The 20,809-nt window shown below is 60.8% G+C and carries 22 protein-coding genes; 13 read left to right on the top strand and 9 right to left on the bottom strand.

Annotation, left to right across the window (positions count from 1 at the left end; genetic code table 11):
- Positions 1–159 precede the first annotated feature (159 nt).
- Complete coding sequence (locus ACIPIZ_RS13760; RefSeq protein ID WP_122660821.1) at positions 160–678, bottom strand: carboxymuconolactone decarboxylase family protein; 519 nt, start codon at positions 676–678, stop codon at positions 160–162.
- Positions 679–810: 132 nt separating this feature from the next.
- On the opposite strand from ACIPIZ_RS13760, the gene ACIPIZ_RS13755 reads away from it, so the two are divergent.
- The gene (locus ACIPIZ_RS13755) at positions 811–1,626 is read left to right on the top strand and encodes a cupin domain-containing protein (protein ID WP_401165725.1); all 816 of its coding nucleotides are present in this window, start codon (positions 811–813) and stop codon (positions 1,624–1,626) included.
- 3 nt (positions 1,627–1,629) lie between these two features.
- On the opposite strand, the gene ACIPIZ_RS13750 is transcribed toward ACIPIZ_RS13755, so the two are convergent.
- Positions 1,630–2,523, bottom strand: coding sequence for a DMT family transporter (locus tag ACIPIZ_RS13750; protein ID WP_401165723.1), 894 nt, complete (start codon positions 2,521–2,523; stop codon positions 1,630–1,632).
- A 90-nt stretch (positions 2,524–2,613) separates the two neighbouring features.
- Here ACIPIZ_RS13750 and ACIPIZ_RS13745 point away from each other — a divergent pair, with 90 nt between their 5' ends.
- A complete protein-coding gene (locus ACIPIZ_RS13745; RefSeq protein ID WP_401165721.1) occupies positions 2,614–3,945 on the top strand; it encodes a PLP-dependent aminotransferase family protein in 1,332 nt (443 codons plus the stop codon).
- A 51-nt stretch (positions 3,946–3,996) separates the two neighbouring features.
- Positions 3,997–4,392, top strand: coding sequence for a c-type cytochrome (locus ACIPIZ_RS13740; protein WP_401165719.1), 396 nt, complete (start codon positions 3,997–3,999; stop codon positions 4,390–4,392).
- Positions 4,393–4,401: 9 nt separating this feature from the next.
- Here the strand turns inward: ACIPIZ_RS13740 and ACIPIZ_RS13735 are convergent, their stop codons facing one another.
- A complete protein-coding gene (locus tag ACIPIZ_RS13735; RefSeq protein ID WP_122660818.1) occupies positions 4,402–5,280 on the bottom strand; it encodes a LysR substrate-binding domain-containing protein in 879 nt (292 codons plus the stop codon).
- Positions 5,281–5,439: 159 nt separating this feature from the next.
- Between ACIPIZ_RS13735 and ACIPIZ_RS13730 the strand changes: the two genes are divergently transcribed.
- The 3 genes from ACIPIZ_RS13730 to ACIPIZ_RS13720 all read left to right on the top strand — a co-directional run bounded on the left by ACIPIZ_RS13730 (position 5,440) and on the right by ACIPIZ_RS13720 (position 8,268).
- The gene (locus ACIPIZ_RS13730; RefSeq protein ID WP_401165717.1) at positions 5,440–6,741 is read left to right on the top strand and encodes an NAD(P)/FAD-dependent oxidoreductase; all 1,302 of its coding nucleotides are present in this window, start codon (positions 5,440–5,442) and stop codon (positions 6,739–6,741) included.
- A gap of 52 nt (positions 6,742–6,793) precedes the next feature.
- A complete protein-coding gene (locus ACIPIZ_RS13725) occupies positions 6,794–7,882 on the top strand; it encodes a polyamine ABC transporter substrate-binding protein (RefSeq protein WP_401165715.1) in 1,089 nt (362 codons plus the stop codon).
- A 92-nt stretch (positions 7,883–7,974) separates the two neighbouring features.
- Complete coding sequence (locus tag ACIPIZ_RS13720; RefSeq protein WP_105708711.1) at positions 7,975–8,268, top strand: hypothetical protein; 294 nt, start codon at positions 7,975–7,977, stop codon at positions 8,266–8,268.
- Here ACIPIZ_RS13720 and ACIPIZ_RS13715 read toward each other — a convergent pair whose 3' ends face one another.
- Entirely contained in the window at positions 8,269–9,912 is a 1,644-nt protein-coding gene (locus ACIPIZ_RS13715; protein ID WP_150648368.1) for a sensor domain-containing diguanylate cyclase, read from the bottom strand. It abuts the gene before it with no gap.
- Positions 9,913–10,084: 172 nt separating this feature from the next.
- Between ACIPIZ_RS13715 and ACIPIZ_RS13710 the strand changes: the two genes are divergently transcribed.
- Positions 10,085–10,420, top strand: coding sequence for a hypothetical protein (locus ACIPIZ_RS13710; RefSeq protein ID WP_064390626.1), 336 nt, complete (start codon positions 10,085–10,087; stop codon positions 10,418–10,420).
- A 73-nt stretch (positions 10,421–10,493) separates the two neighbouring features.
- Here the strand turns inward: ACIPIZ_RS13710 and ACIPIZ_RS13705 are convergent, their stop codons facing one another.
- Complete coding sequence (locus ACIPIZ_RS13705) at positions 10,494–11,012, bottom strand: phage infection protein (RefSeq protein WP_401165712.1); 519 nt, start codon at positions 11,010–11,012, stop codon at positions 10,494–10,496.
- A gap of 123 nt (positions 11,013–11,135) precedes the next feature.
- Positions 11,136–11,705, bottom strand: a complete 570-nt coding sequence (locus tag ACIPIZ_RS13700) for a chorismate mutase (protein ID WP_401165710.1) — start codon at positions 11,703–11,705, stop codon at positions 11,136–11,138.
- Between the two features lie 158 nt (positions 11,706–11,863).
- On the opposite strand from ACIPIZ_RS13700, the gene ACIPIZ_RS13695 reads away from it, so the two are divergent.
- The 4 genes from ACIPIZ_RS13695 (at position 11,864) to ACIPIZ_RS13680 (ending at position 15,783) form a co-directional block, all read left to right on the top strand.
- Complete coding sequence (locus ACIPIZ_RS13695; protein ID WP_064390623.1) at positions 11,864–13,222, top strand: MATE family efflux transporter; 1,359 nt, start codon at positions 11,864–11,866, stop codon at positions 13,220–13,222.
- Between the two features lie 166 nt (positions 13,223–13,388).
- A complete protein-coding gene (locus ACIPIZ_RS13690) occupies positions 13,389–14,387 on the top strand; it encodes an acyltransferase (RefSeq protein ID WP_064390622.1) in 999 nt (332 codons plus the stop codon).
- Positions 14,388–14,479: 92 nt separating this feature from the next.
- Entirely contained in the window at positions 14,480–15,037 is a 558-nt protein-coding gene (locus tag ACIPIZ_RS13685; RefSeq protein ID WP_122854580.1) for a YceI family protein, read from the top strand.
- A gap of 59 nt (positions 15,038–15,096) precedes the next feature.
- Positions 15,097–15,783, top strand: coding sequence for a GNAT family N-acetyltransferase (locus ACIPIZ_RS13680; RefSeq protein ID WP_401165707.1), 687 nt, complete (start codon positions 15,097–15,099; stop codon positions 15,781–15,783).
- A 64-nt stretch (positions 15,784–15,847) separates the two neighbouring features.
- On the opposite strand, the gene ACIPIZ_RS13675 is transcribed toward ACIPIZ_RS13680, so the two are convergent.
- Positions 15,848–16,288: a hotdog fold domain-containing protein gene (locus ACIPIZ_RS13675; RefSeq protein ID WP_064390619.1), complete on the bottom strand. Its 441-nt coding sequence runs from the start codon at positions 16,286–16,288 to the stop codon at positions 15,848–15,850.
- A 162-nt stretch (positions 16,289–16,450) separates the two neighbouring features.
- Here ACIPIZ_RS13675 and ACIPIZ_RS13670 point away from each other — a divergent pair, with 162 nt between their 5' ends.
- Positions 16,451–17,083, top strand: coding sequence for a TetR/AcrR family transcriptional regulator (locus ACIPIZ_RS13670; RefSeq protein ID WP_064390618.1), 633 nt, complete (start codon positions 16,451–16,453; stop codon positions 17,081–17,083).
- A gap of 344 nt (positions 17,084–17,427) precedes the next feature.
- Here ACIPIZ_RS13670 and ACIPIZ_RS13665 read toward each other — a convergent pair whose 3' ends face one another.
- Complete coding sequence (locus ACIPIZ_RS13665; protein WP_122854578.1) at positions 17,428–18,546, bottom strand: P1 family peptidase; 1,119 nt, start codon at positions 18,544–18,546, stop codon at positions 17,428–17,430.
- Positions 18,547–18,698: 152 nt separating this feature from the next.
- A complete protein-coding gene (locus ACIPIZ_RS13660; RefSeq protein WP_122660810.1) occupies positions 18,699–19,814 on the bottom strand; it encodes a polyamine ABC transporter substrate-binding protein in 1,116 nt (371 codons plus the stop codon).
- 110 nt (positions 19,815–19,924) lie between these two features.
- On the opposite strand from ACIPIZ_RS13660, the gene ACIPIZ_RS13655 reads away from it, so the two are divergent.
- Positions 19,925–20,704 (top strand): LuxR C-terminal-related transcriptional regulator, encoded by a 780-nt coding sequence (locus ACIPIZ_RS13655; protein WP_401165704.1) that lies wholly within the window; start codon positions 19,925–19,927, stop codon positions 20,702–20,704.
- Positions 20,705–20,809 lie beyond the last annotated feature (105 nt).

The raw sequence follows: 20,809 nt of genomic DNA, 5'->3' as shown, positions 1-20,809 counted from the left end.
AGCCTGTGAAAAAAGACCCGCGCGCGTGGTGTTTGGTTTCAGAGCACCAGACCTTGGTTGGCAACGCACACGATTCGAGCCTGTGAACATCATGGCACGGCCAAACGATTTGTGGCGAGAGAGCACGCTCCCTCGCCACCGTTTCGATACAGGCGTTTATCAAGCGTCGATGGCCGGGAAATCAATGTCCGTCAGCGCGGTGTTGTTCAGATAATTGGTCAGGGTCTGAACCGCCACCAAGGCAATCACTTCGATGATTTTCACGTCATCGATACCGGCGGCGCGGGCGGCAGCGATCTGCGTGTCGCTCAGGTGACCACGGCTCTCGGTCAGTTGGCGGGCGAGGGCGGCGTACGCATTGAGTTCGCCCTGACGCGCCGCGACGATGTCTTGCGCCGACAGCCCCGACTTGCCGGCAAACAAGGTGTGCGCCGCCAGGCAGTAGTCGCAACCGTTGACCTGAGACGTGGCGAGGTACACCGCTTCTTTTTGCTGGGCGCTCAGCGAGGTCTTGCCGAGGATCGCCGAGGCTTGCACATAGGTGTCGAGGGCAACCGGCGCTGTAGCCAGTGTCGCGAACAGATTCGGCAGGAAGCCGATTTTCTTTTTCACGCCTTCCAGCACAGTGCGGGTGGCGTCGGTGGTGGTGTCGAGGTTGATGGTGTTGATGCGGCTCATGGTGATGCTCCGAAAGTCCGGTGCGAAGTGCGCCGGCGATGGAGTGAATGGTAGGCATCGCGAGTAGCGCTTTGGCGGCAAATCGTCGAGGATATGCGACAGATCGTCCAGATATGTCGACGGGAGTCAGCCATGGATCGTTTATCCACCTTGCTCAGCCATTTTGGCGTGAACGCCGGAACCTTTCACAGCGGCACGTTCTGCGGTGTCGCCGTGCACGAGGGCGAACCCGCCGGCCATGTGCATCTGTTGCAAGCGGGTGAACTGCTGGTCAAGCCGGGTAACGAACGTGAGATCCGTCTGACCGAACCGTCGCTGATTTTCTTTCCCCGACCGTTTGCCCATCGGATGTTTGCCGACGAAGCCATGCACAGCCAGGTGGTGTGCGCAACGCTGACCTTTGACGGTGGTTCAGGCAATGCCCTGGCCGCCGCGTTGCCGGATTATCTGGTGCTGAAACTGACTGAAATCCCCGAGTTGGCGAGCACGGTCGAATGGCTGTTCAGGGAAGCTTTCGAAGGGCATTGCGGGCGGATGGCGGTGATGGATCGGCTGTTCGAACTGCTGGTGATTTTGCTGTTGCGTCATCTGATCAGCAGCCGTGAACAGCAACCGGGGATGATCGCCGGGCTGGCCGATGCACGTTTATCGCGGGCCTTGAATTTGATGCATGAGCAGCCGCAAACGCCGTGGAGCGTGGCCGAACTGGCGACGCTGGCGAACATGTCCCGCGCCAGTTTTGCCGAGCAGTTTCGCCGCGTGGTCGGGCAGACACCCGCGGATTATCTGCTGAGCTGGCGGGTCAGTCTGGCGCAGAAGCGTTTGCGCGAAGGCAAGCCGATTGCGCTGATTGCCGAGGAAGTCGGCTACGAAAGTCCGTCGGCGCTGGCCCGGGCGTTTCGGCGCAAGACCGGCCTCAGTCCACGGGAATGGAAAGCCGGTTCCTGAAGGTCATTTGGCGAATCTCTTCGCCCCGGCCACGCACACGATCACACCCAAGGTCACCGCGAGCATGCCGAGGCTGACCTGTTCGTGCAGCAAGGTCGCCGCCAATGCCAGACCGAAAAACGGTTGCAGCAACTGCAACTGACCGACCGCGGCGATCCCGCCCTGGGCCAGGCCGCGATACCAGAACACAAACCCGATCAGCATGCTGAACAACGACACATACGCCAGACACAGCCACGCCGACAGGCTGATCTGGCCGAACGAGGCGGGCGCCAGCCACACACTCCACAGCGCCATCAGCGGCAACGCCAACACCAGCGCCCAGCAAATCACCTGCCAGCCGCCGAGGCTGCGCGACAGCTTCGCGCCTTCGGCATAGCCGAGGCCGCAGGCCACAATCGCTGCGAGCATCAGCAAGTCGCCGGTGGGCGAGGCGGTCAGCCCCTGAGAGACCGCGTAGCCCACCACCAGCGCACTGCCCAGCACGGAAAATATCCAGAACACCGGCCGTGGACGCTCGCCGCCACGCAGCACGCCGAAAATCGCCGTGGCCAAGGGCAATAATCCGACAAACACAATCGAATGCGCCGACGTCACGTGTTGCAGGGCCAATGCCGTCAGCAACGGAAAGCCGAGCACCACACCGAGCGCCACGATCAGCAACGACAACCACTGATTGCGCGCCGGGCGCCGTTCGCGAAACAGCCACAGCAAGGCCACGGCCAGCACGCCGGCGATGGCCGCACGCAGCACCGTGAGAAACACCGGGTCGAACTCCAACACCGCCAAGCGCGTGGCCGGCAACGAGCCGCTGAAAATCACCACGCCGATAAAACCGTTGATCCAGCCACTGGTTTTTTCCCGGATCGGGGGTTTCAGGGTCGAGGTTCTTTCCATGTCTGATCGCGCTCGGCAGTGGGGTTGCGTTGTGATCATCCTAGGGTCGAGAATCAGCACAATCAAAAAATTGTCATGGATACATCTCGCATGCCGCGTTCGCGCTACAAGACCATCGTGGATGCCTACGCGGCGGACATTCGCTGCGGGCGTCTGGCGCCGGGCACGCGCTTGCCGACCCACCGGCAACTGGCGGCGCAGGAGGGGCTGGCGCTGGTCACTGCGTCGCGGGTCTATGCCGAGCTGGAAGCGATGGGGCTGGTCAGCGGCGAAACCGGGCGCGGCACCTTCGTGCGCGAAACCGTGTTGTCGCCGGGGCAGGGCATCGATCAGAAAGACGTCGCGGTGGGCATGATCGACCTCAACTTCAACTACCCGTCGTTGCCCGGTCAGGCAGAGTTATTGCGCACAGCGTTGCGGCAACTGGCGTTGTCCGGGGACCTGGAAGCGCTGCTGCGATATCAGCCCCACGCCGGTCGCGCCCATGAGCGTGCTTCGGTGGCGCGGCATCTGCGCGCGCGCGGCGTGAAGGTCGATGCCGCGCAAGTGCTGATCGTCAACGGCGCCCAGCAAGGGTTGGCGGTGACGTTGATGGCGTTGCTCAAACCCGGTGATGTGATTGCTGCCGATGCGCTGACCTATTCCGGTTTCAAAGTGCTGGCTGAGGCGCTGCATCTGGAGGTCGTGGCGATCCCGGTCGGCGCGCACGGGCCGGATCTGCAGGCGCTGGAAAAGCTCTGCCGCAGCCGCTCGGTGCGCGCCGTGTACAGCATGCCGACCCTGCACAATCCGTTGGGTTGGGTGATGCCGTTGGCAGCGCGCGAACAGTTGGTGGCGATTGCCCGACAGCATGATCTGACCATCATCGAAGACGCGGCCTACGCGTTTCTCGTAGAAAATCCACCGCCGCCGTTGGTGCAATTGGCGCCGGAGCGCACCGTGTACGTGTCCGGCCTTTCGAAGAACATCGCCACCGGTTTGCGCGTCGGCTTCATCGCCGCGCCTGAACCTTCAGTGCCGGCGCTGGAGCGCATCATCCGCGCCACGACCTGGAACACCCCCGGCGTGATGACGGCCATTGCCTGTGGCTGGCTCGATGACGGCACGGTCAGCGTGCTGGAAGAGCAGAAACGCAACGATGCAAAGGCACGGCAAGCACTGGCGGCCAAGGTGCTGAAGGGATTGCCGTACATCGGCCATCCGGTTTCGTATTTTCTGTGGTTGCCATTGCCAGAAGATGTGCGCGCCGATCAGATCGTAGTGGCGTTGATGCACGAGCAGATTTCCGTCACCACCGCCGAGCCGTTTTCCGTATCGGCGCATGTGCCCCATGCGATTCGTCTGGCGCTGGGTTCGGTGGACGTGGCGGTTCTGCGCCAGGCCTTGACCACGGTCAGGCAGATCATCGGCGCTTACCTGTAAAAACAAATGCTACCCTTGCGCCGCCCGATTCACGCCGATCCGGAACCCTCGATGAACAACACCGCACGCCTGTCCCTCGTCCTGACGCTAACCGCCGCGCTGTTCAGCCCGCTCACTCACGCGGCGGGCGACCCCGCAGCCGGGGCGAAAATCTTCCCGCGTCTGTGCGGTGGCTGCCATCAGGTCGGCGAGTCGGCGCGACCGGGTTTCGGCCCGCAACTCAACGGCATCATTGGCCGACCGGCCGGCACCTCGGCGAACTATGTGTATTCCGATGCGATGAAAAACTCGGGGCTGACCTGGAACCGCGAAACGCTGATCGCTTATCTGAAAGATCCGAAGGGTGTGGTGCCGGGCACACGGATGATTTTCTGGGGGCTGAGCGATGAGGAGAAGGTGGAAAACTTGCTGGCCTATCTGCAGAGCTTTCAAGCCACTGCGCCATAAAACTGCGGCTCAAGTCTGAGCCTGATCGGCAAACCACTGCATGACTGAACTGCACCCCGGATGCGCCGCCGAGCCCGGCTGCGGGCACAACGCGTAAACCCCTCCAGTCTTCAACGGCTCGCCAAACGGCACCCGCAACACGCCACGCTCGATCGACTCCGCTGCCAGCGTCATGTCAGTCACCGCCACACCCAAGCCGCGTGCGGCCGCGTCCAGTGCCAACTCATCCAGATTGAACGGAATGTGCCGGTAATCCTCCAGCGGCTGACCGTCGTTGGCCGCCAGCCATTCGATCCACGCCTGACGATCCGCCGAGCGGTGCAGCAAGGCAAAGCGCTGCAATTCTTCGATCGAGCGCGGTGCATGGGCCAGATTCGGCGAGCACACCGGCACCAGGGTTTCCTCGAACAGCGTCAGGCACGCCGCGTCGCTCGACGGCTGTGGCAGGTAAAGAATGTAGGCATCGCTGTCGCTCGCCGGCTCCACCACTTCAGTCGCCACTGTTTCAATCGCTAGCGATATTTCCGGGTGGCGCAGATAGAAATCGCTGAGCTTGGGCAGTAACCAGCGCACCGCCAGCGACACATGCATGCGGATGCGAAACGGGCGCTTTTGTGGCGCGAGGCGTTCTTCGAGGGTTTTCAGTTGCTCAAGGATGCTGCGGGCGCTGGCCAGTACCAGTTCGCCTTCCGGGGTCAGGCGCAGGCTGCGGCTGGTACGCATGAACAGGGCCACCTTGAAGTGGTTTTCCAGTTGCTGGATTTGCCGGCTCACCGCGCTTTGCGTCAGGCACAGGGTCTGTGCAGCGCTGGTGAAGCTGGCGCAACGGGCGACTTCAACCAGCGTCTGCAAGGCTGGTAGGGAGGGCATGTGACGAATGTTATCCATGCGTTTTCCGAATGGCTCGATGATTTTATAGCGTTGGTCGGTTTGGCGAAGACCTTATAGATTCTAGCTCTGGTCGCGATCTTCTCAAGCGGTGCATGCGATTCACGCATGTAGAACGGGCAGAAGCAAGGCGCAGAACGACAGTCAAAGAGGTGGAGCATGGAAAATGTATGTGGCTGGATCGCGCAAGCCGGCAGCGCACCGCAAGGCGCTCGCCTGAGCGGCGCGCAAAAGGCTGACTGGCTGGTGATCGGCGCTGGCATCACCGGGCTCAGCGCGGCGCATACGCTGGCCGAATTGCATCCGCAGGCGCGCATTATCGTGGTGGATCGGCAGCGGGCGGCGCAGGGCGCTTCGGCGCGCAACTCGGGATTCGTCGTGGCCCATGAACACCCGGCGCACAGCGAATTGATCGGCGAGCCGGGTTTTGCCGGATTTGAAGTCGATACCGCCATTTCCCGCGCGGCCAGCGACGAAGTGCGCCAACGCATTGCCCGGCATGCCATCGACTGCGACTTTCGGGACAGCGGCTATTACTTCGCCGTCAACGACCGCGCCAAACTCGACCACGTCGACGCCAAACTGGCCACGCTGCGTGCCCTTGGGGCGCGGGCGGAATTTCTTCAGGGCGCGGCGTTGGCGCAAAAACTCGGTACCCGTCATTACCAAGCGGCGATCTGGTGCGGCCAAGGCAACGCGTTGCTGCAACCGGCCAAATACGTGAAAGGTTTGCTCAACGCTTTGCCGGGCAGCATTACGCTGTACGAGGACACAGACATCAGCGGTCTTGAACGCCTGAGCCATGGACGCCTGCGCGCCAATTCGGTAGACGGCAGCATTGAGGCGAAACAAGTGCTGGTCTGCCTCAACGCCTTTGTTCCCAGGGTCGGAATCGCTGACACCGCGACGTTCCCGATGGAACTCAGCGCCAGCCTCACACGGCCCCTCACCGAACAGGAGTTTCAGGCCATCGGTGCGGTCGAGCCGTGGGGCGTGTTGTCGACCCGACCGCTGGGGGCGACGGTGCGGCTCACCCCGGATCGTCGGGTGATGATCCGCAACACCGCCGAATACCGCACGCGCGATCTGTCCAACGGCGAACTGACTTTACGCCGCCAGCATCACGTCCGTGGTCTGCAACGGCGCTTTCCGTTCCTCGGCGAGTCGGACATTCAATACACCTGGACCGGTCACCTGAGCGCGAGCCGCAGCGGTCAGGCGTATTTCGATCGGGTCGAGGAGGGCGTTTTCGCCGTCGCCGGCTGCAATGGTTCCGGCGTGGCGCGCGGCACGTTGTGGGGACGGTTGCTGGCGGAACTGGCCTCGGGCATCGATTCACCGCTGCTGCAATCGGTGATGCACAGGGCCGAGCCGGGCTGGTTGCCGCCGCGTCCATTGTTCGATATCGGCGCAATGTTGCGCATGCGTGTGGAGGCGGTCAGGGCCAGAACAGAAATCTGAATATTCACCCCATTACCCAAGAACAAAAGCCACTCAACTCAGGTGATAGAACATGCGCATCCAGCCACTTTTTCTGACGGTCGTGCTCGCGGCCGCATCGGCAACGGTTTACGCCGATGAAACCGTCAACATCTCCAACTGGAACAGCTACATCGCCCCGGACACCCTGGCCAATTTCACCCAGGCCACCGGCATTAAAACCACCTACGACATTCACGACAGCAACGAAGTGCTGGAGTCGAAACTGATGACCGGCAACACCGGTTATGACGTGGTCAGCCCGTCGAACCACTTTTTGTCGCGGCTGATCAAGGCCGGGGCGATTCAGAAACTCGACCGTTCGCAGTTGCCCAACTGGAAAAACCTCGACCCGGTGCTGATGCAGAAACTGCAGGTCAACGACCCGGGCAATCAATACGGCTTTCCGTACATGTGGGGCACCGCCGGCATCGGCTACAACGTCGAAAAGATCAAAGCCATCTTCGGCACTACGGACGTCACCCGTTCATGGAAGCTGTTGTTCGACGAAGACAACATCAAGAAACTCAGCCAGTGCGGCGTGGCGTTTATCGACAACCCGACGCAAGTGTTGCCGATCACCCTCAATTATCTGGGCCTGCCACCGCACAGCCATGAGCCCGACGATTACAAAAAGGCCGAACAGGCGTTGTTGAAGATCCGTCCGTATATCCAGTATTTCCATGCGTCCAAGTACATCAGCGATCTGGCCAACGGCAACGTCTGTGTGGTGATTGGTTTCAATGGCGATATCGTTCAGGCAGCGGCGAGTGCCCGGGAAGCGAAAAACGGCATCGACATCGCTTACTCGATTCCCGACGAAGGCACGACGTTATGGTTCGACATGCTGGTCATGCCCAAGAGCGCGCCCCACGACAAAAGCGCCTACGCGTACATGAATTACCTGCTCGAACCGAAAGTCATCGCCAACATCAGCAACAGCATCCACTACGCCAACCCGAACGCGGCGGCCCATGAATTCCTCAATGCAGATGTGCAGCAGGATTCAGCGATCTACCCGCCGAAAAGCGTGCTGGAAAAACTGTTCACCGTGGAAGAGTTGCCGGCAAAGATTGCGCGCCTGACCACGCGGCTGTGGACCAAGTTGAAAACCAATACGTGAGACCGGATGCGGCAACAGGGCGCTGGTCTGACGGGATGATTTGCGCTATTGCTAACAGGGCCGGCACACCGCCGTTACTTGGGAGCAACACGATGAAATTGTTGATGTTGGCCGCGCCGCTGTTACTCGCCAGCGGATTGGCCCAGGCCGCAATCCCGATGTTCAACGCCACGTGCCCGGGCAAGATCGAAGTCCACGCCGATGAGGGCGGGCCGATCTACATCAATGGCAAGGAAGGCAAGCTGAAGACATTCAACGACAACTACTTCGAGGCCAAGGGCGCGGGCGTGACCATTTCCTTGAGCATCAACCCCGATGGCTCGGCCGGGGTCTCGTACACCGGCAAGAACAGAGCCAACGGCATTTGCGAAGTGAAGAAGAGCTGATCACGCCACCTGATTTCGGCCTGCCGCTTTTGCCTGATACAACTGCTGGTCGGCACGCTTGATCAGTGCGCTGTGGCTGTTGTCCGCCGGATCGGCCAGGCCGACGCCGATGCTCACGGTCACATGCTCGACGACCGGGAAGTGCGCTTCGGCGATGGCCACGCGAATCTTTTCCGCAACGACCTCGGGGGTGTCGGGTTGGGCGATTTCCGGGAGCAGCACGGCGAACTCTTCGCCGCCGTAGCGGGCGACGAAATCGGTGGTGCGCAGGCTGCTCTGGATCAACTGCGCCAACTGCTTGAGCACGTCATCACCGACGGCATGGCCGTGGGTGTCGTTGATCCGTTTGAAGTGGTCGGCGTCGATCAGCAGCAGCGCAAACGGGCGCCCGGTGCGCCGTGACAGCAACGTGTACTCGGTGAGTTTTTCGTCGAAGCGCCGACGGTTGTAAACGCCGGTCAAGCCATCGTGAACGGCCAGGCTGAGCAGTTCGGCGTTGGCCTGGGTGAGGGCGGCGGTGCGTTGGGCGACGGTGGCTTCCAGCGAGGCGTTGGCCTCCTGCAGTTCGCGCTCCTTGCCGAGCAGTGATTGCGTCATCGCATCCAGTGACTGGCTGAGCTGGGCAATTTCCTGCACCGGATGCTCGAGGGGAAAACGCGCACCGGGTTCGTTGCGCTGAACTTGTTTGGCTGAACGCGCGAGCTGTTCGATCGGACGGCTCAGGTACAGCGCCAGGTAATACGCGACCAGACCGAAAAGCACCGCCGCGACGACACCCAGAATCAGCAATTTATACAGTAGCAGGCGTGCCGGTTGCAGCGCGGTTTCCAAAGGTTGGCGCACGGCAATCGACCACGACAGCGCGGTACTCGATGGCGTCGGCACGGTGACCATGCTGGTCAGGTAGCCATCGCCCACCGACCAGCCCGGCGCAGGCGAATTATTCGCCGCCAGTTGCTGGCCCATCAATGCTTCGGGGTACAACACCTTGCCGTCGTGATCGACGATCAACGCTTCGATGTCCGGTGCGGAATTCTTATGGGAAAACGCCGCCGATTCGACAATTCGCGTCACCCAGCTCCAGTGCGCATGAGCACCGAGTACGCCGATGACCTGGCCTTCGGCATTGTGAATCGGCGCAGCGAAATCGATGAAGCGCAGCGGTTCGCCATTCGGCATGCCCGGCAGCAACTTGGCCAGCAGCACGGCTTCATGGGGATCGCCGGTGTATTCGCCGCGTAACCCGGCCTGGAACCACGGGCGCTGTTGTACCGATTGCCCGACCAGCAAATTGTTGACCGCTTGATGCACGTTACCTTCAGCATCGGTGACGCCCATCCACGCATATTCGTTGCGGGCCTGGGTGCGCAATTGCATCGATTTGAGAATCGCCGGGTTGTCCAGATCGCCGCGCTCCAGGTGCGGTGCGCGGCTGAGCAGATAAACCTCCAGTTGCCGCTCGCGCAGTTGCTCGCCCAATAACGAGGCGGCCGAACGGGCGGTGTTGAGCAAGGCATTGCCACTGGCCTGTTTCATTTGTTCGGTGGCGATATGGCCGACATAGAAGCCCACGCTCAACAGCGTCAGCAGGGACAAACCGGTAAACCAGAGGGTGAGGTGGCTGCGCAGACTGGCTTTGAGCATGGGCGATGTCGGTCTTGATTGGCGTGACGCCATGGTATGCGACATGGTCGATGGGCTGCCAGCAAAGTGCTGGATGAAACTTGTCGAGATTGATACCAATGAGCCATCATTTTCGGTAAGGTGTGCGCCGCCCGAGAGACGGATCCCGGGCGTTTTCCTATGGAGTTAAACCGTGAAGTACTTCAGCAAAGTAGTCGCCGCCGCTCTGTTCGGTGCGGTTCTGGCAGGTTGCACCGGCACCCCGATGAACACCCAGCAGTACGACAGCAGCCAATACACCGTGGTTGGTCACAGTGAAGCCACCGCCACCGGCCTGCTGCTGTTCGGCGTGATCCCGATCCAGCAGAACAACCGCTTCGTCCGCGCCCAGACCGCCGCGATCAAAGCCAAGGGCGGCGACGCCATGATCAACACCCAAGTTCAGGAAAACTGGTTCTGGGCCTGGGTTCTGACCGGTTACACCACCAAGATTTCCGGTGACGTGGTCAAGCTCAAGACCGTGCAATAAGCCCCGGTTGAATGCAAAAAAGCCCGGCTGATCAGGCCGGGCTTTTTTGTGGGCGTGCGGTACAACTATTCAATCATGCGACGCGGCGCTCGATCAGGCGATCGGAACCACCTTCAGCGACGCGGCGTTCGATCAGACGATCCGAGCCACCTTCAGCAACACGGCGCTCGATCAGACGATCCGAGCCACCTTCGGCAACACGGCGCTCGATCAGACGATCCGAGCCACCTTCGGCAACACGGCGCTCGATCAGACGATCCGAGCCACCTTCGGCAACGCGGCGTTCGATCAGACGATCCGAGCCACCTTCGGCAACACGGCGTTCGATCAGACGATCCGAGCCACCTTCGGCAACACGGCGCTCGAGCAGACGATCCGAGCCACCTTCGGCAACGCGGCGCTCGATCAGACGATCCGAGCCACCTTCGGCAACGCGGCGTTCGATCAGACGATCCGAACCCCCTTCAGCCAGACGACTTTCAATCAGCTTGTCCGAACCGCCTTCGGCGATCAGGGTGTGAGCCGGGGTGGCGGCAAAAGCGTTAACTGCGAAAACCGAGAAAGCGATGCTGAGGATGGTTTGGCGTTTCATGATCGTGTGCTCCAGAAGGTTGTTTGTTTGTCTGGAGCCGATCTTACGCCGCGGATTTTTTATGAGAACTTCATTGGCGTGATGGTGACTATCAACGCCAACGATGTTTGCCAATCCCCCGGATTACGGGGTCTTCACCCGAACACGCAACTCCCCGGTAGCACGCGTCAGCGCCAGTTCATGCAGCGCATCCCTGGTCAGACCGCTGCGTGCCTCGGCCAGCCATGCCGGGCAATTAGGGTCTTGGCGATAGGGCGTGAATTCGGCGTACTGCTGCAATAGACGGGTCTGCAGTTCGTCCAGTTGCGGGCGAATCTGCCCGGCGAGATCCGGACGCGGCGTATCCGGCGCCGCTCCGACGGCTTGCCACTGTGCGAGCAAACCGTACTGCACCAGTTTGTTCGCCTCCATTTGCGCGGCGAGCAGTTGCGCCACGTCTTGCGGGTCAAGCTTGCGTTCGCTGGCCAGCGTGCGGGCGTTGGCGATCACCTGCGCTTCACGGGGGCTGTCTTGAATCGGCTTGCCGCTGTCCCATTTGGTCAGCGCGACGAGATCGCCGATGTTCAGGCGTTCGTTCAGTGTTTCCAGTAACGGTTTCAGCGCTTGCGGTTGGCTGGCTGTCGGGGCTGCCTGGGCGGTCGCGGCGCAGAGGACGAAGAGCGTGCCGGTCAGCACGTGGGGCAAGCGGGGCATGGACAAAGCCTCTTTGAAGAAATTGAAAGTGCACGGTTATTTACCACAGCCGGGCGCCGACAATAAACGTCGGTGTGAAATGTTAATTGCACCCCACACGCAACTCACCGAAGCTATCCTTCATTAGCCCTCCCGCCGTCGAGATGGACCTCCAGTCAATGCAAACCCCCGCTGCCGTCAAACCCCTCTGGCACACCTACCTGTTGTTCCTCGCGCCCATGGTGCTATCCAACTTTCTGCAGTCGATGTCGGGCACGGTCAACAGCATCTACATCGGTCAGATGCTCGGTACGCAGGCGTTGGCGGCGGTGTCGGGGATGTTTCCCATCGTGTTCTTTTTCATTGCCCTGGTGATCGGCCTTGGTGCCGGCGCAGGCGTATTGATCGGCCAGGCGTGGGGCGCGCGTGAGCCGCACATGGTCAAGGCGATTGCCGGGGCGACGCTGTTGCTCGGCGTACTGATCGGTCTGGTCGCGGCGGTGCTCGGCAGTGTGTTCGCGCGCCAAGCGTTGACCGGGCTGGGGACGCCGGCGGATGTGCTCGATGATGCGGTGGCGTATGCCCATGTGATGCTGTGGATCTTGCCGTCGCTGCTGGTGTTTGTGCTGTTTACGCAATTGCTGCGCGGGGTGAGCGATACGTTGTCGCCGCTGTTGGCGTTGATCGTGTCGACGTCGGTCGGTCTGGCGCTGACGCCGGCGTTGATTCGCGGCTGGTTCGGCTTGCCGCAACTGGGCATTCAGAGCGCGGCATACGCGGGGCTGGCCGGTAATCTGGCGGCGATGGCGTGGCTGGCGTGGCGGCTGATTCGCACCGGCCATCCGCTGGCGCCGGACCGCGAGTTCTTTGCCGCTTTGCGGCTCAATGGGGCGATTCTCGGCAAGGTGCTGCGCATCGGTCTGCCGACCGGGGTGCAGATGATTGTGCTGTCGCTTTCGGAATTGGTGATCCTTGCACTGGTCAACCAACACGGCTCGCAGGCGACGGCGGCGTATGGGGCGGTGACGCAGATCGTCAACTACGTGCAGTTCCCGGCGCTGTCGATCGCGATCACCGCCTCGATTCTTGGCGCTCAAGCCATCGGTGCCGGACGCCTGGAACGCATGGGGCCGATTCTGCGCACCGGACTGTTGATCAACGTGTGCCTGACCGGTGGCTTGATCGTGCTGGGTTATCTGCTGTCGCACTGGCTGCTCGGGCTGTTCCTCACTGAAGAGCCAACCCGGGTGATGGCTGAACATCTGCTGCACATCATGTTGTGGAGCCTGCTGGTGTTCGGCTTTCAGGCGATCATCGGCGGCATCATGCGCGCCAGTGGTACGGTGCTGGTGCCGGTCGCCATCGCGATCATCTGCGTGGTCGGCGTGCAACTGCCTGCGGCGTACTGGCTCGATGCGCAATATGGTTTGCAAGGCGTGTGGATGGCGTTTCCCGTGGCGTATCTGAGCATGCTGGTGTTGCAGACGCTGTATTACCAGCTGGTCTGGCGGCATCAGAAGATCGAGCGGCTGGTGTAGAAGCTGCCGCAGGCTGCGATCTTTTGATCTTGCGCCGGCGTAACAAGAACAAGATCAACTGATCGCAGTCTGCGGCAGCTCCTGCAAGGGTGGATTTTCTGCTGTTATCCGGGGAGAAAGCATCGTAGGTTACGCGCCATAACTATAAGGACGTTTGAGGGTGTAAATGGGGGCTTTTCGACTGCTGTTGGCGGTGCTGGTTGCCGTTTCGCATATGGGCGTAACCGTCGCCGGGCTCAATCCCGGTGTGGTGGCGGTGATTTCTTTTCTGATCATCAGCGGTTTTGTCATGACCTCGCTGATCGAGCGCAACTACAGCTCAACCGGTAAAATCGCATCGTTCTATCTGGACAGGGCCCTGCGCCTGTACCCGCAGTTTCTGTTCTATTTCATCGCATCATGCATCGTGGTGCATGTGCTGATGCCCGGTTCGGCACCCGACCTCGAACTGACGGTGCCGCGCGTGGCCGCGAGCCTGTCCATGGTGCCGCTGGGCTTCTATATGTTCGGGGTTTCGAGCCTGTGGATTCTGCCGCCCGCGTGGTCGTTGGGGCTGGAGATGTGTTTTTACCTGGTGATTCCCTTTCTCCTTGTCTTCAAGTGGCGCGGCGCTGCGTTCGCTTTGTCTGTCGGCGTGTTTGTGCTGGCGTGTTTCGGTTACATCAACACCGATTATTATGGCTATCGCTTGTTGCCGGGCGTTCTGTTCATGTTTCTGTGCGGCAGCTATCTGTACAAAGCCAACAGCAAAGGATTGGTAGTGGTGGCCGCGACAGCGATCAGTGCCGGGCTGTTGTTTGTGGCGATCATGGCGGGCGTGATTGAACGCCAGCCTTACAACGCCGAGGTGACGCTGGGCACCGCGCTGGGTATCCCTGCGGTGTATTGGCTGAGCAGGCTCAAGTATCACCGAGCCGACGAGTTCCTCGGCAACCTCAGCTATGGCGTGTTTCTCAATCACTTTGTGCTGATTTACTGGCTGCACGGTTTCTGGTCAGGGACGTACGATGCAGCAATCATTCTGGCTGTGTTGCTGGTCGCTTTTTTGTGCAGTGGCCTGACTTACTACTGCATCGAACGGCCAGTGTTGAAATTGCGCCATCGACTTCGGACAGGTGTGCGGCCGGGCGCCGCTGATGTTCGCAGCGCTGAAGCCCTGGTCTGAGCGCAGGCACGCCAGCCTGCACTGGCGTAACCGGCGGATGTTTGCTTAAGTCAATCGAGGCCCTCGATGTCAGGCGCCGCCCGGAGAATCCCATGTCGATCCGATTGCTGCTGGCAGCCGCGTTTGTCCTGTGCGCCATCCCCGCTGCGCAGGCTGTCGAGTACACCCGGGTCAACACCCACGCCAGTCAGATCAGTTTCACCTACAACCAGATGGGCACGCGGATGTACGGCACCTTCGCCAGGTTCGAAGCGACGCTGGATTTCGACACTGAGCATCTCGACCGCGCCCACACCACGTTGCAGATTGACCTCACCAGCATCGACGCCGGCAGCGAGGACGCCAACACCGAACTGGTGAAACCGGCGTGGTTCGACACGGCAAAATTCCCCGTGGCAGTGTTCGAATCGAGCCACTTCACTCTGCTCGCCGAGAACCGTTATCTGATTGCCGGCCAACTGACCCTCAAAGGCATCACCCGCGATGTGCAAGTGCCGGTGGAATTGAAACCGGACAGCGCCATCGGCATTTTCGACGGCGAGTTGCTGCTCAAGCGCGACGAGTTCGGCCTCGGCGCGGGGGAGTGGGCGGACAGCGTGGTGTCCAAGGACATCGCGATCAAATTCAAGGTGGTGGCGCCACAGCAGTGAGTCCGCTGGCTGGGGTGACAAGGTATGATGTCGCGGTTTTCTGCCGGAGTTCACCCGCCATGCCACGCATCACCCACTACAAGTCCCCCTGCCCGGAAGGCGTCAACAGCCAGATTCTGCAGATGGTCGTCGACTACCTGACGGACATCAGCGCCGTGGGCCTGGGCCCGAGCAATCTGCTGTACAACGTTTATCAGTACGCGGTCGGCTATGAGGTGCATTTGTATCTGGAAGCGTTGAACGGCGAGAAGGGCACCGAAGTGGAATTGCTCGTCGCCACTGCTGAGGACGACCCGGAACAGGTCACCGGTTTCCTCCTGTACCTGCCGGTGCAGGGCGATTGGGAAGCGTGCAGCGTTGCCTACATGGCGGTGCGCGAAGGGCATCGGCGTCAGGGCGTCGCGCGGGCGCTGATCAGCGCAATGGTCGGGCGTTATCCCCACGCGGAACTGGCCTGCACGGTCGGCAAAGTGCCGTATTTCGAAGCGATGGGTTTCGAGGTGATCGGCTCGCGCGAAACGCAGGTTCTGATGAGTACTCGGCATTACCGCAGCAACGGCCTGCGTGGATTTATTGACACCACGCCGATTTACCGGTCGCTGGAAGTGCAGCAGATCCACACCTATCTGCTGCAGAAAAACGGCAAACGCGCGATGCTCGACGCTGAGAAACAACGCGACCGCCACCTCGATCAGACCAGCCGCCATGTCGAGGAATTTGTCCGCCAGCGCCTGACCGTGCACTGACATCTCATCAGCGAAAAAGCCCTTGCCGTGAATTCCGTAGCAAGGGCTTTTTTGTGTCCGCGATTCAGCCGAGTTTGACGTTCATGGTGATCCGCGCCGTGAACACTTTTTTGCCCTCGGTATCGTGAATGTCGACGGTTACGATTTTGTCGCCCTCGCTTTGCCAATCCACGCCTTCACCGCTGGCCACTGCCGTCACATCGGTTTTCGCCTTGGCCAGATATTCCACGCTCATGCCTTTGGGAATCCAGCGTGCGCCGGCCGGGATCGACACATCGGTCATCATTCCGGCGGCGAGTTCGGCGGCGTTGCACATTGCAATGGCATGCACGGTACCCAAGTGGTTGGTGATCTCACGGCGGAACGGTACTTGCACCGTCGCCGCGTTCGCGCGCAACTCGCTCACCAGTGGGTTGATGGTGCTGAAGTAGGGCGCGAACTGACAGGCCATCTGACTGAAGGCCTGCGCACCCACACTATTGAACATGCTAAGAGATTGACTCATGGAAAGCCTCGCGGAAGATGATTAACCGAATGATGTTCCGTAACAGAATATGATTCTGTAACGGAACGGTATTCTGTCTGCGGTAAATCTGTCAACCTATGCGTGTTTTTGGCACTGGCACGGCAAGTGCCTTTCAACTCCAATCTCCAGGCAGTGAGCCGCATGGACACCGTAGATTTACTTGAACGCAGCTACCCCGGCCGCCGTGCCGAACTCAAGCGCGACATCTTTCGCAAGGCGCTGAGCCTGTTCAACGAGCAGGGGATTGAAGCCACTACTATCGAAATGATTCGCGCCGAGTGCGACACCAGTGTCGGGGCGATCTATCACCATTTCGGCAACAAGGAAGGCTTGGTGGCGGCGCTGTTTTTCACCGCGCTGGAAGACCAGGCGCGCCTGCGCGATGCCTATCTGGAGGCGGCGCAAACCACCGAGGAAGGCGTGCAAGCGCTGGTGTTCAGCTACGTCGATTGGGTCGAACGTCAACCGGAGTGGGCACGCTTCCAGTACCACGCACGATTTGCCGTGACCAAAGGGCCGTTCAAGAACGAATTGGCGGAGCGCAACAAGACGCGCAATGTGCGTCTGCGCGACTGGCTGGCCGAATCGGGGCGCGCTGCCGAGCTCAAGGCGCTGCCCGCCGAACTGTTGCCGTCGTTGATCATTGGTCAGGCCGACAGTTATTGCCGCGCCTGGTTGGCCGGACGAGTGAAGGGCAGCCCGGCGGAATATCGCGAGTTGCTGGCGCTAGCGGCCTGGTGCTCGATTCGCACCGATTCGCTGCCGGACAGCTGATTTGCGCAGACAAAAAAAGAGCCTCAAAGCTCTTTGATGGGGAGGAAGTGGAGCCCGTGAGGCTCAAGATGCGCATCAGCAAGGCACAGGCTTGATTGGGGGTCAGAGCACCCGTGCCTACGCAGCGCTCGAAGAGCTGAGCCGCTGCGTAATTCCATCCTGGGAGTGTGCAAGTGGCGGCTCAAGTACCGCCAGTCGCCCGGGCAACTAGACGCTGGCCTCTTTCATGAATGTTCACAGACTCCCTGTAGGAGCTGCCGAAGGCTGCGATCTTTTGATCTTGTCTTTTAAAAGCAAAATCAAAAGATCGCAGCCTTCGGCATCTCCTACAGTGTTTTGCGGTGTCAGCGGGCGCCGGGCCAGCCTGATTTTTCGAGGGCAGCGAGCAGGGTGTCAGCGTCGAGTCCCGGTACTGAATGCCCGTTGCCCTCGGTGCTGTCGCTGGCCAGCAAGGCATTGATGATCGCTTCTTCAACCGCTTCGGTTGCGGCCAGGAACAGCTCGCTGATGTGGTCATTGTTGACCATGCGCAAACCGTCGCAGGTCGGCGCGCCTTTGCCTTCGTAGGCCGCCGGCGGGACATGAGCGTTGCCAGTGGCAAAAGCGATAAAGATGTCGCCGCTGTGATCCTCGTTGCCACCGCCGGTGCGCGCCAGACCCAGGCTCGCGCGCTGTGCCAGACGTCTGCACTGATGCGGCAACAGCGGCGCGTCGGTGGCCAGGCAGACGACAATCGAACCCATGCCCGGATGCGGCAACGATGCTCGCAAGAACGGCGAGTTTTTCTGTTCCATATAACGCCCGACCGGGTAGCCATCGACTCGCAACTCATTGCGTATACCGTGGTTGGCCTGCACGATCGCGCCGACGGTCCAGCCGCCCTGCACAGGGCTCAAACGCCGCGACGAGGTGCCGATGCCACCCTTGAATTCGTGGCAGATCATACCGCTGCCACCGCCGACGGCACCTTCCATGACGGAACCGTCGACGGCTGCGGCGAGCGCTTCTGCGACGTGTTCGGGGTGGACGTGAAAGCCGTTGATGTCGTTAAGCAAACCGTCAAAGGTTTCCAGTACCACCGGCATGTTCCAGTAGAGGCGACCGTCGTCGGGTTGCTGCTGGCGATCCAGTGCAATCAAGGCATCGCGCACCACGCCGAGGCTGTGGGTGTTGGTGAACGCAATCGGGCTGGTCAGCAGGCCCGCCTCGCGAATCCATTCAAGCCCGGTGGCGTCACCGTTGCCATTGAGCACATGTACACCGGCAAAACACGGTTGCAGATTGGTCGAGCCCGGGCGCGGTTCGATCAGCGTGACGCCGGTGCAGATGTCGCGCCCGGCGCTGCTGCGGCCGCGCACATTGCTGTGGCCGACGCGTACGCCGGGGACGTCGGTGATGGCGTTGAGCGGGCCGGGCGGCAGCTGGCCGATGCGGATATTGAGGTCACGGGCGCGGGGTTTCATTGATGGTTATCTCTCTAAAAAAGTCTGAGTTGCTCACCGTCCCCTGCAGGAGTGAGCCTGCTCGCGATAGCGTCGGCACTTTCAATACACCGGTGCCGGATCCACCGCTATCGCGAGCAGGCTCACTCCTACAGAGGGGAAATGTGTTGGATTCACTGGCCGTTCTTGACCTTGCTCCACACCCGCGTGCGTACGCGTTCAATGGCTTTGGGCAGCGGTTCCAGGGTGTACAGCGTGGCCATCGCCGTGGCGGAGGGGTACACCGCCGGGTTATTGCGCGTGGCTTCAGCCACCAGCGGCGTCGCCGCACGATTGCCGTTCGGGTACGACAGATGATCGCTGACCGGCGCAATCACCTCAGGACGCAGCAAGTAGTCGATAAATGCCAGGCCCTGGGTCGGGTTCGGCGCGTCTTTGAGTAGTACCAACGTGTCGAACCACACCGGCGCGCCTTCCTTGGGCAGGCTGTAGGCGATCTTCACGCCGTTGTTGGCCTGCTCGGCATTGGTCTTGGCCTCAAGCATCGCCCCCGACCAGCCGACCGCCACGCAAATGTTGCCGTTGGACAGATCGCTGATGAACTTCGATGAGTTGAAGTAGGCAATGTGCGGGCGCAGTTTCAGTAGCAGCGCCTCGGCTTTTTTATAGTCTTCGGGATCGGTGCTGTTGGGTGGCAGACCGAGATAATGCAGGGCAACCGGCAGCATCTCCGACGGCGAATCCAACATCGCCACACCGCACTGGCCGAGTTTGGCGAGGTTGTCTTCGTTGAACACCAGGTCCCACGAATCCACCGGCGCCTTGTCACCGAGCGCGGCGCGAACCTTGTCGACGTTGTAGCCGATGCCGTTGGTGCCCCACAGGTACGGCACCGCGTATTGATTGCCGGGATCGTTGTTGGCCAGTTTCGCCAGCAGGTCGGCATCGAGATTCTTCCAGCCCGGCAGTTGCTCGCGCGGCAGCGGGGCGAGGGCGCCGGCCTTGATCAGCGTCGGCAGGCTGAAATTGCTCGCTACCACAACGTCGTAACCGCTGTGGCTGGTCATCAATTTGCCTTCGAGTACTTCGGCACTGTCGAAGGTGTCGTAGACCGGTTGAACGCCGCTGTCGCGCTGAAAATCGTGCAGGGTGTTCGGGCCGATGTAGTCGTACCAGTTGTAGACGTGCACGCTCGGCGCATCGCCGGCCATAACGGTCGAGCCGGCGCCAATACTGGCGAGCAGGCCCAGGTTGAGGCCCAGGTTGATATAGCCACGGTGACGACGCATGATGCGGCACTCCTGGCCTGTGCAGGCCGGTGATGAACAGGAGTGGTCAGCCTATCGGGCCGGTCGCGCCGGACCCATTCCCATCATGGGTTACTCAAAAGGGGTAGTGCGTGGACGCGTTGTTGCAGGAAATGCCGGTGCATCAAAGTCTGGCACGGGTGTTTGCCGACGTTGGGCAGGACGGCTTCTGGCGTGCGCTGGTCGACACCTTGCGCTTGCTGGTGCCGCTGGACAACGCGCTGGTGGCGTTGATGAAAGCGGGGCAGGCACCGCAATTGCTGATCGACTTCGACAGCAAGGGTCGATCCGACGAGCAGGAAGAACTGGCCGGGTACACGGCCGGGATGTACTTGCTCGATCCGTTCTATCTGACCGCGTCCACCGGCATTGCCGATGGCTTGCACAGCCTCGCGAGCGTGGCCCCGGACCAATTCCTGCACAGCGAGTATTACCAGAGTTACTTCCGTTCGGTGGTGGGCGAAGACGAGTTGCAGTTCATGATCAACGTCGACGGCGGCGTGCTCGGTTTGTCACTGGGACGCTCGGCGACGTTCACTATGGCTGAGCAAGGCCGCTTGCTCTGCGTGCGCGACTGGGTGTTGGCGGCGATGCGTCGACACGTGCAACTGGTGCCGCCGCAAGGGCCGCCTGCGGAAGGGGTGGCGGGGGATCTGGCGACGTTGCTTGACCGCTTCGATGCGCGGCTGACGGTGCGCGAGGTCGATACGGCACGGCTGATCTTGCAGGGCTTCTCCAGCAAGGCGATGGCCCAGCAGATGGGTATTTCGCCGGAAACAGTGAAGGTGCATCGGCGCAATCTTTATCACAAGCTCAATGTCACCGGGCATGGTGAGTTGTTTGCGCTGGTGTTGCGCCCACCAACTCCCTGACCCAACACAATCCCCTTGTAGGAGTGAGGCGGGGGGGGGGGGGGGGGGGGGGGGGGAATAAATGAGAAAATTAAACAACCCAAACAGAGCCGGGGCACAACGAAA

It is taken from the genome of Pseudomonas sp. NPDC087690 (assembly GCF_044743175.1).
Classification (GTDB): Bacteria; Pseudomonadota; Gammaproteobacteria; order Pseudomonadales; family Pseudomonadaceae; genus Aquipseudomonas.
Note: the sequence above shows the minus strand (reverse complement) of the source record. Positions and strands in the feature narration are given on the sequence as shown.

Excerpts from the sequence above, each read along its gene's own strand:
- ACIPIZ_RS13725 (WP_401165715.1), top strand. The coding sequence starts at position 6,794 with ATGCGCATCCAGCCACTTTTTCTGACGGTCGTGCTCGCGGCCGCATCG.
- ACIPIZ_RS13680 (WP_401165707.1), top strand. The coding sequence starts at position 15,097 with ATGCCACGCATCACCCACTACAAGTCCCCCTGCCCGGAAGGCGTCAAC.
- ACIPIZ_RS13675 (WP_064390619.1), bottom strand. The coding sequence starts at position 16,288 with ATGAGTCAATCTCTTAGCATGTTCAATAGTGTGGGTGCGCAGGCCTTC.
- ACIPIZ_RS13730 (WP_401165717.1), top strand. The coding sequence starts at position 5,440 with ATGGAAAATGTATGTGGCTGGATCGCGCAAGCCGGCAGCGCACCGCAA.
- ACIPIZ_RS13760 (WP_122660821.1), bottom strand. The coding sequence starts at position 678 with ATGAGCCGCATCAACACCATCAACCTCGACACCACCACCGACGCCACC.
- ACIPIZ_RS13700 (WP_401165710.1), bottom strand. The coding sequence starts at position 11,705 with ATGCCCCGCTTGCCCCACGTGCTGACCGGCACGCTCTTCGTCCTCTGC.
- ACIPIZ_RS13735 (WP_122660818.1), bottom strand. The coding sequence starts at position 5,280 with ATGGATAACATTCGTCACATGCCCTCCCTACCAGCCTTGCAGACGCTG.
- ACIPIZ_RS13740 (WP_401165719.1), top strand. The coding sequence starts at position 3,997 with ATGAACAACACCGCACGCCTGTCCCTCGTCCTGACGCTAACCGCCGCG.
- ACIPIZ_RS13715 (WP_150648368.1), bottom strand. The coding sequence starts at position 9,912 with ATGCTCAAAGCCAGTCTGCGCAGCCACCTCACCCTCTGGTTTACCGGT.
- ACIPIZ_RS13745 (WP_401165721.1), top strand. The coding sequence starts at position 2,614 with ATGCCGCGTTCGCGCTACAAGACCATCGTGGATGCCTACGCGGCGGAC.
- ACIPIZ_RS13670 (WP_064390618.1), top strand. The coding sequence starts at position 16,451 with ATGGACACCGTAGATTTACTTGAACGCAGCTACCCCGGCCGCCGTGCC.
- ACIPIZ_RS13750 (WP_401165723.1), bottom strand. The coding sequence starts at position 2,523 with ATGGAAAGAACCTCGACCCTGAAACCCCCGATCCGGGAAAAAACCAGT.
- ACIPIZ_RS13755 (WP_401165725.1), top strand. The coding sequence starts at position 811 with ATGGATCGTTTATCCACCTTGCTCAGCCATTTTGGCGTGAACGCCGGA.
- ACIPIZ_RS13685 (WP_122854580.1), top strand. The coding sequence starts at position 14,480 with ATGTCGATCCGATTGCTGCTGGCAGCCGCGTTTGTCCTGTGCGCCATC.
- ACIPIZ_RS13665 (WP_122854578.1), bottom strand. The coding sequence starts at position 18,546 with ATGAAACCCCGCGCCCGTGACCTCAATATCCGCATCGGCCAGCTGCCG.
- ACIPIZ_RS13705 (WP_401165712.1), bottom strand. The coding sequence starts at position 11,012 with ATGAAACGCCAAACCATCCTCAGCATCGCTTTCTCGGTTTTCGCAGTT.
- ACIPIZ_RS13695 (WP_064390623.1), top strand. The coding sequence starts at position 11,864 with ATGCAAACCCCCGCTGCCGTCAAACCCCTCTGGCACACCTACCTGTTG.
- ACIPIZ_RS13660 (WP_122660810.1), bottom strand. The coding sequence starts at position 19,814 with ATGCGTCGTCACCGTGGCTATATCAACCTGGGCCTCAACCTGGGCCTG.
- ACIPIZ_RS13690 (WP_064390622.1), top strand. The coding sequence starts at position 13,389 with ATGGGGGCTTTTCGACTGCTGTTGGCGGTGCTGGTTGCCGTTTCGCAT.
- ACIPIZ_RS13720 (WP_105708711.1), top strand. The coding sequence starts at position 7,975 with ATGAAATTGTTGATGTTGGCCGCGCCGCTGTTACTCGCCAGCGGATTG.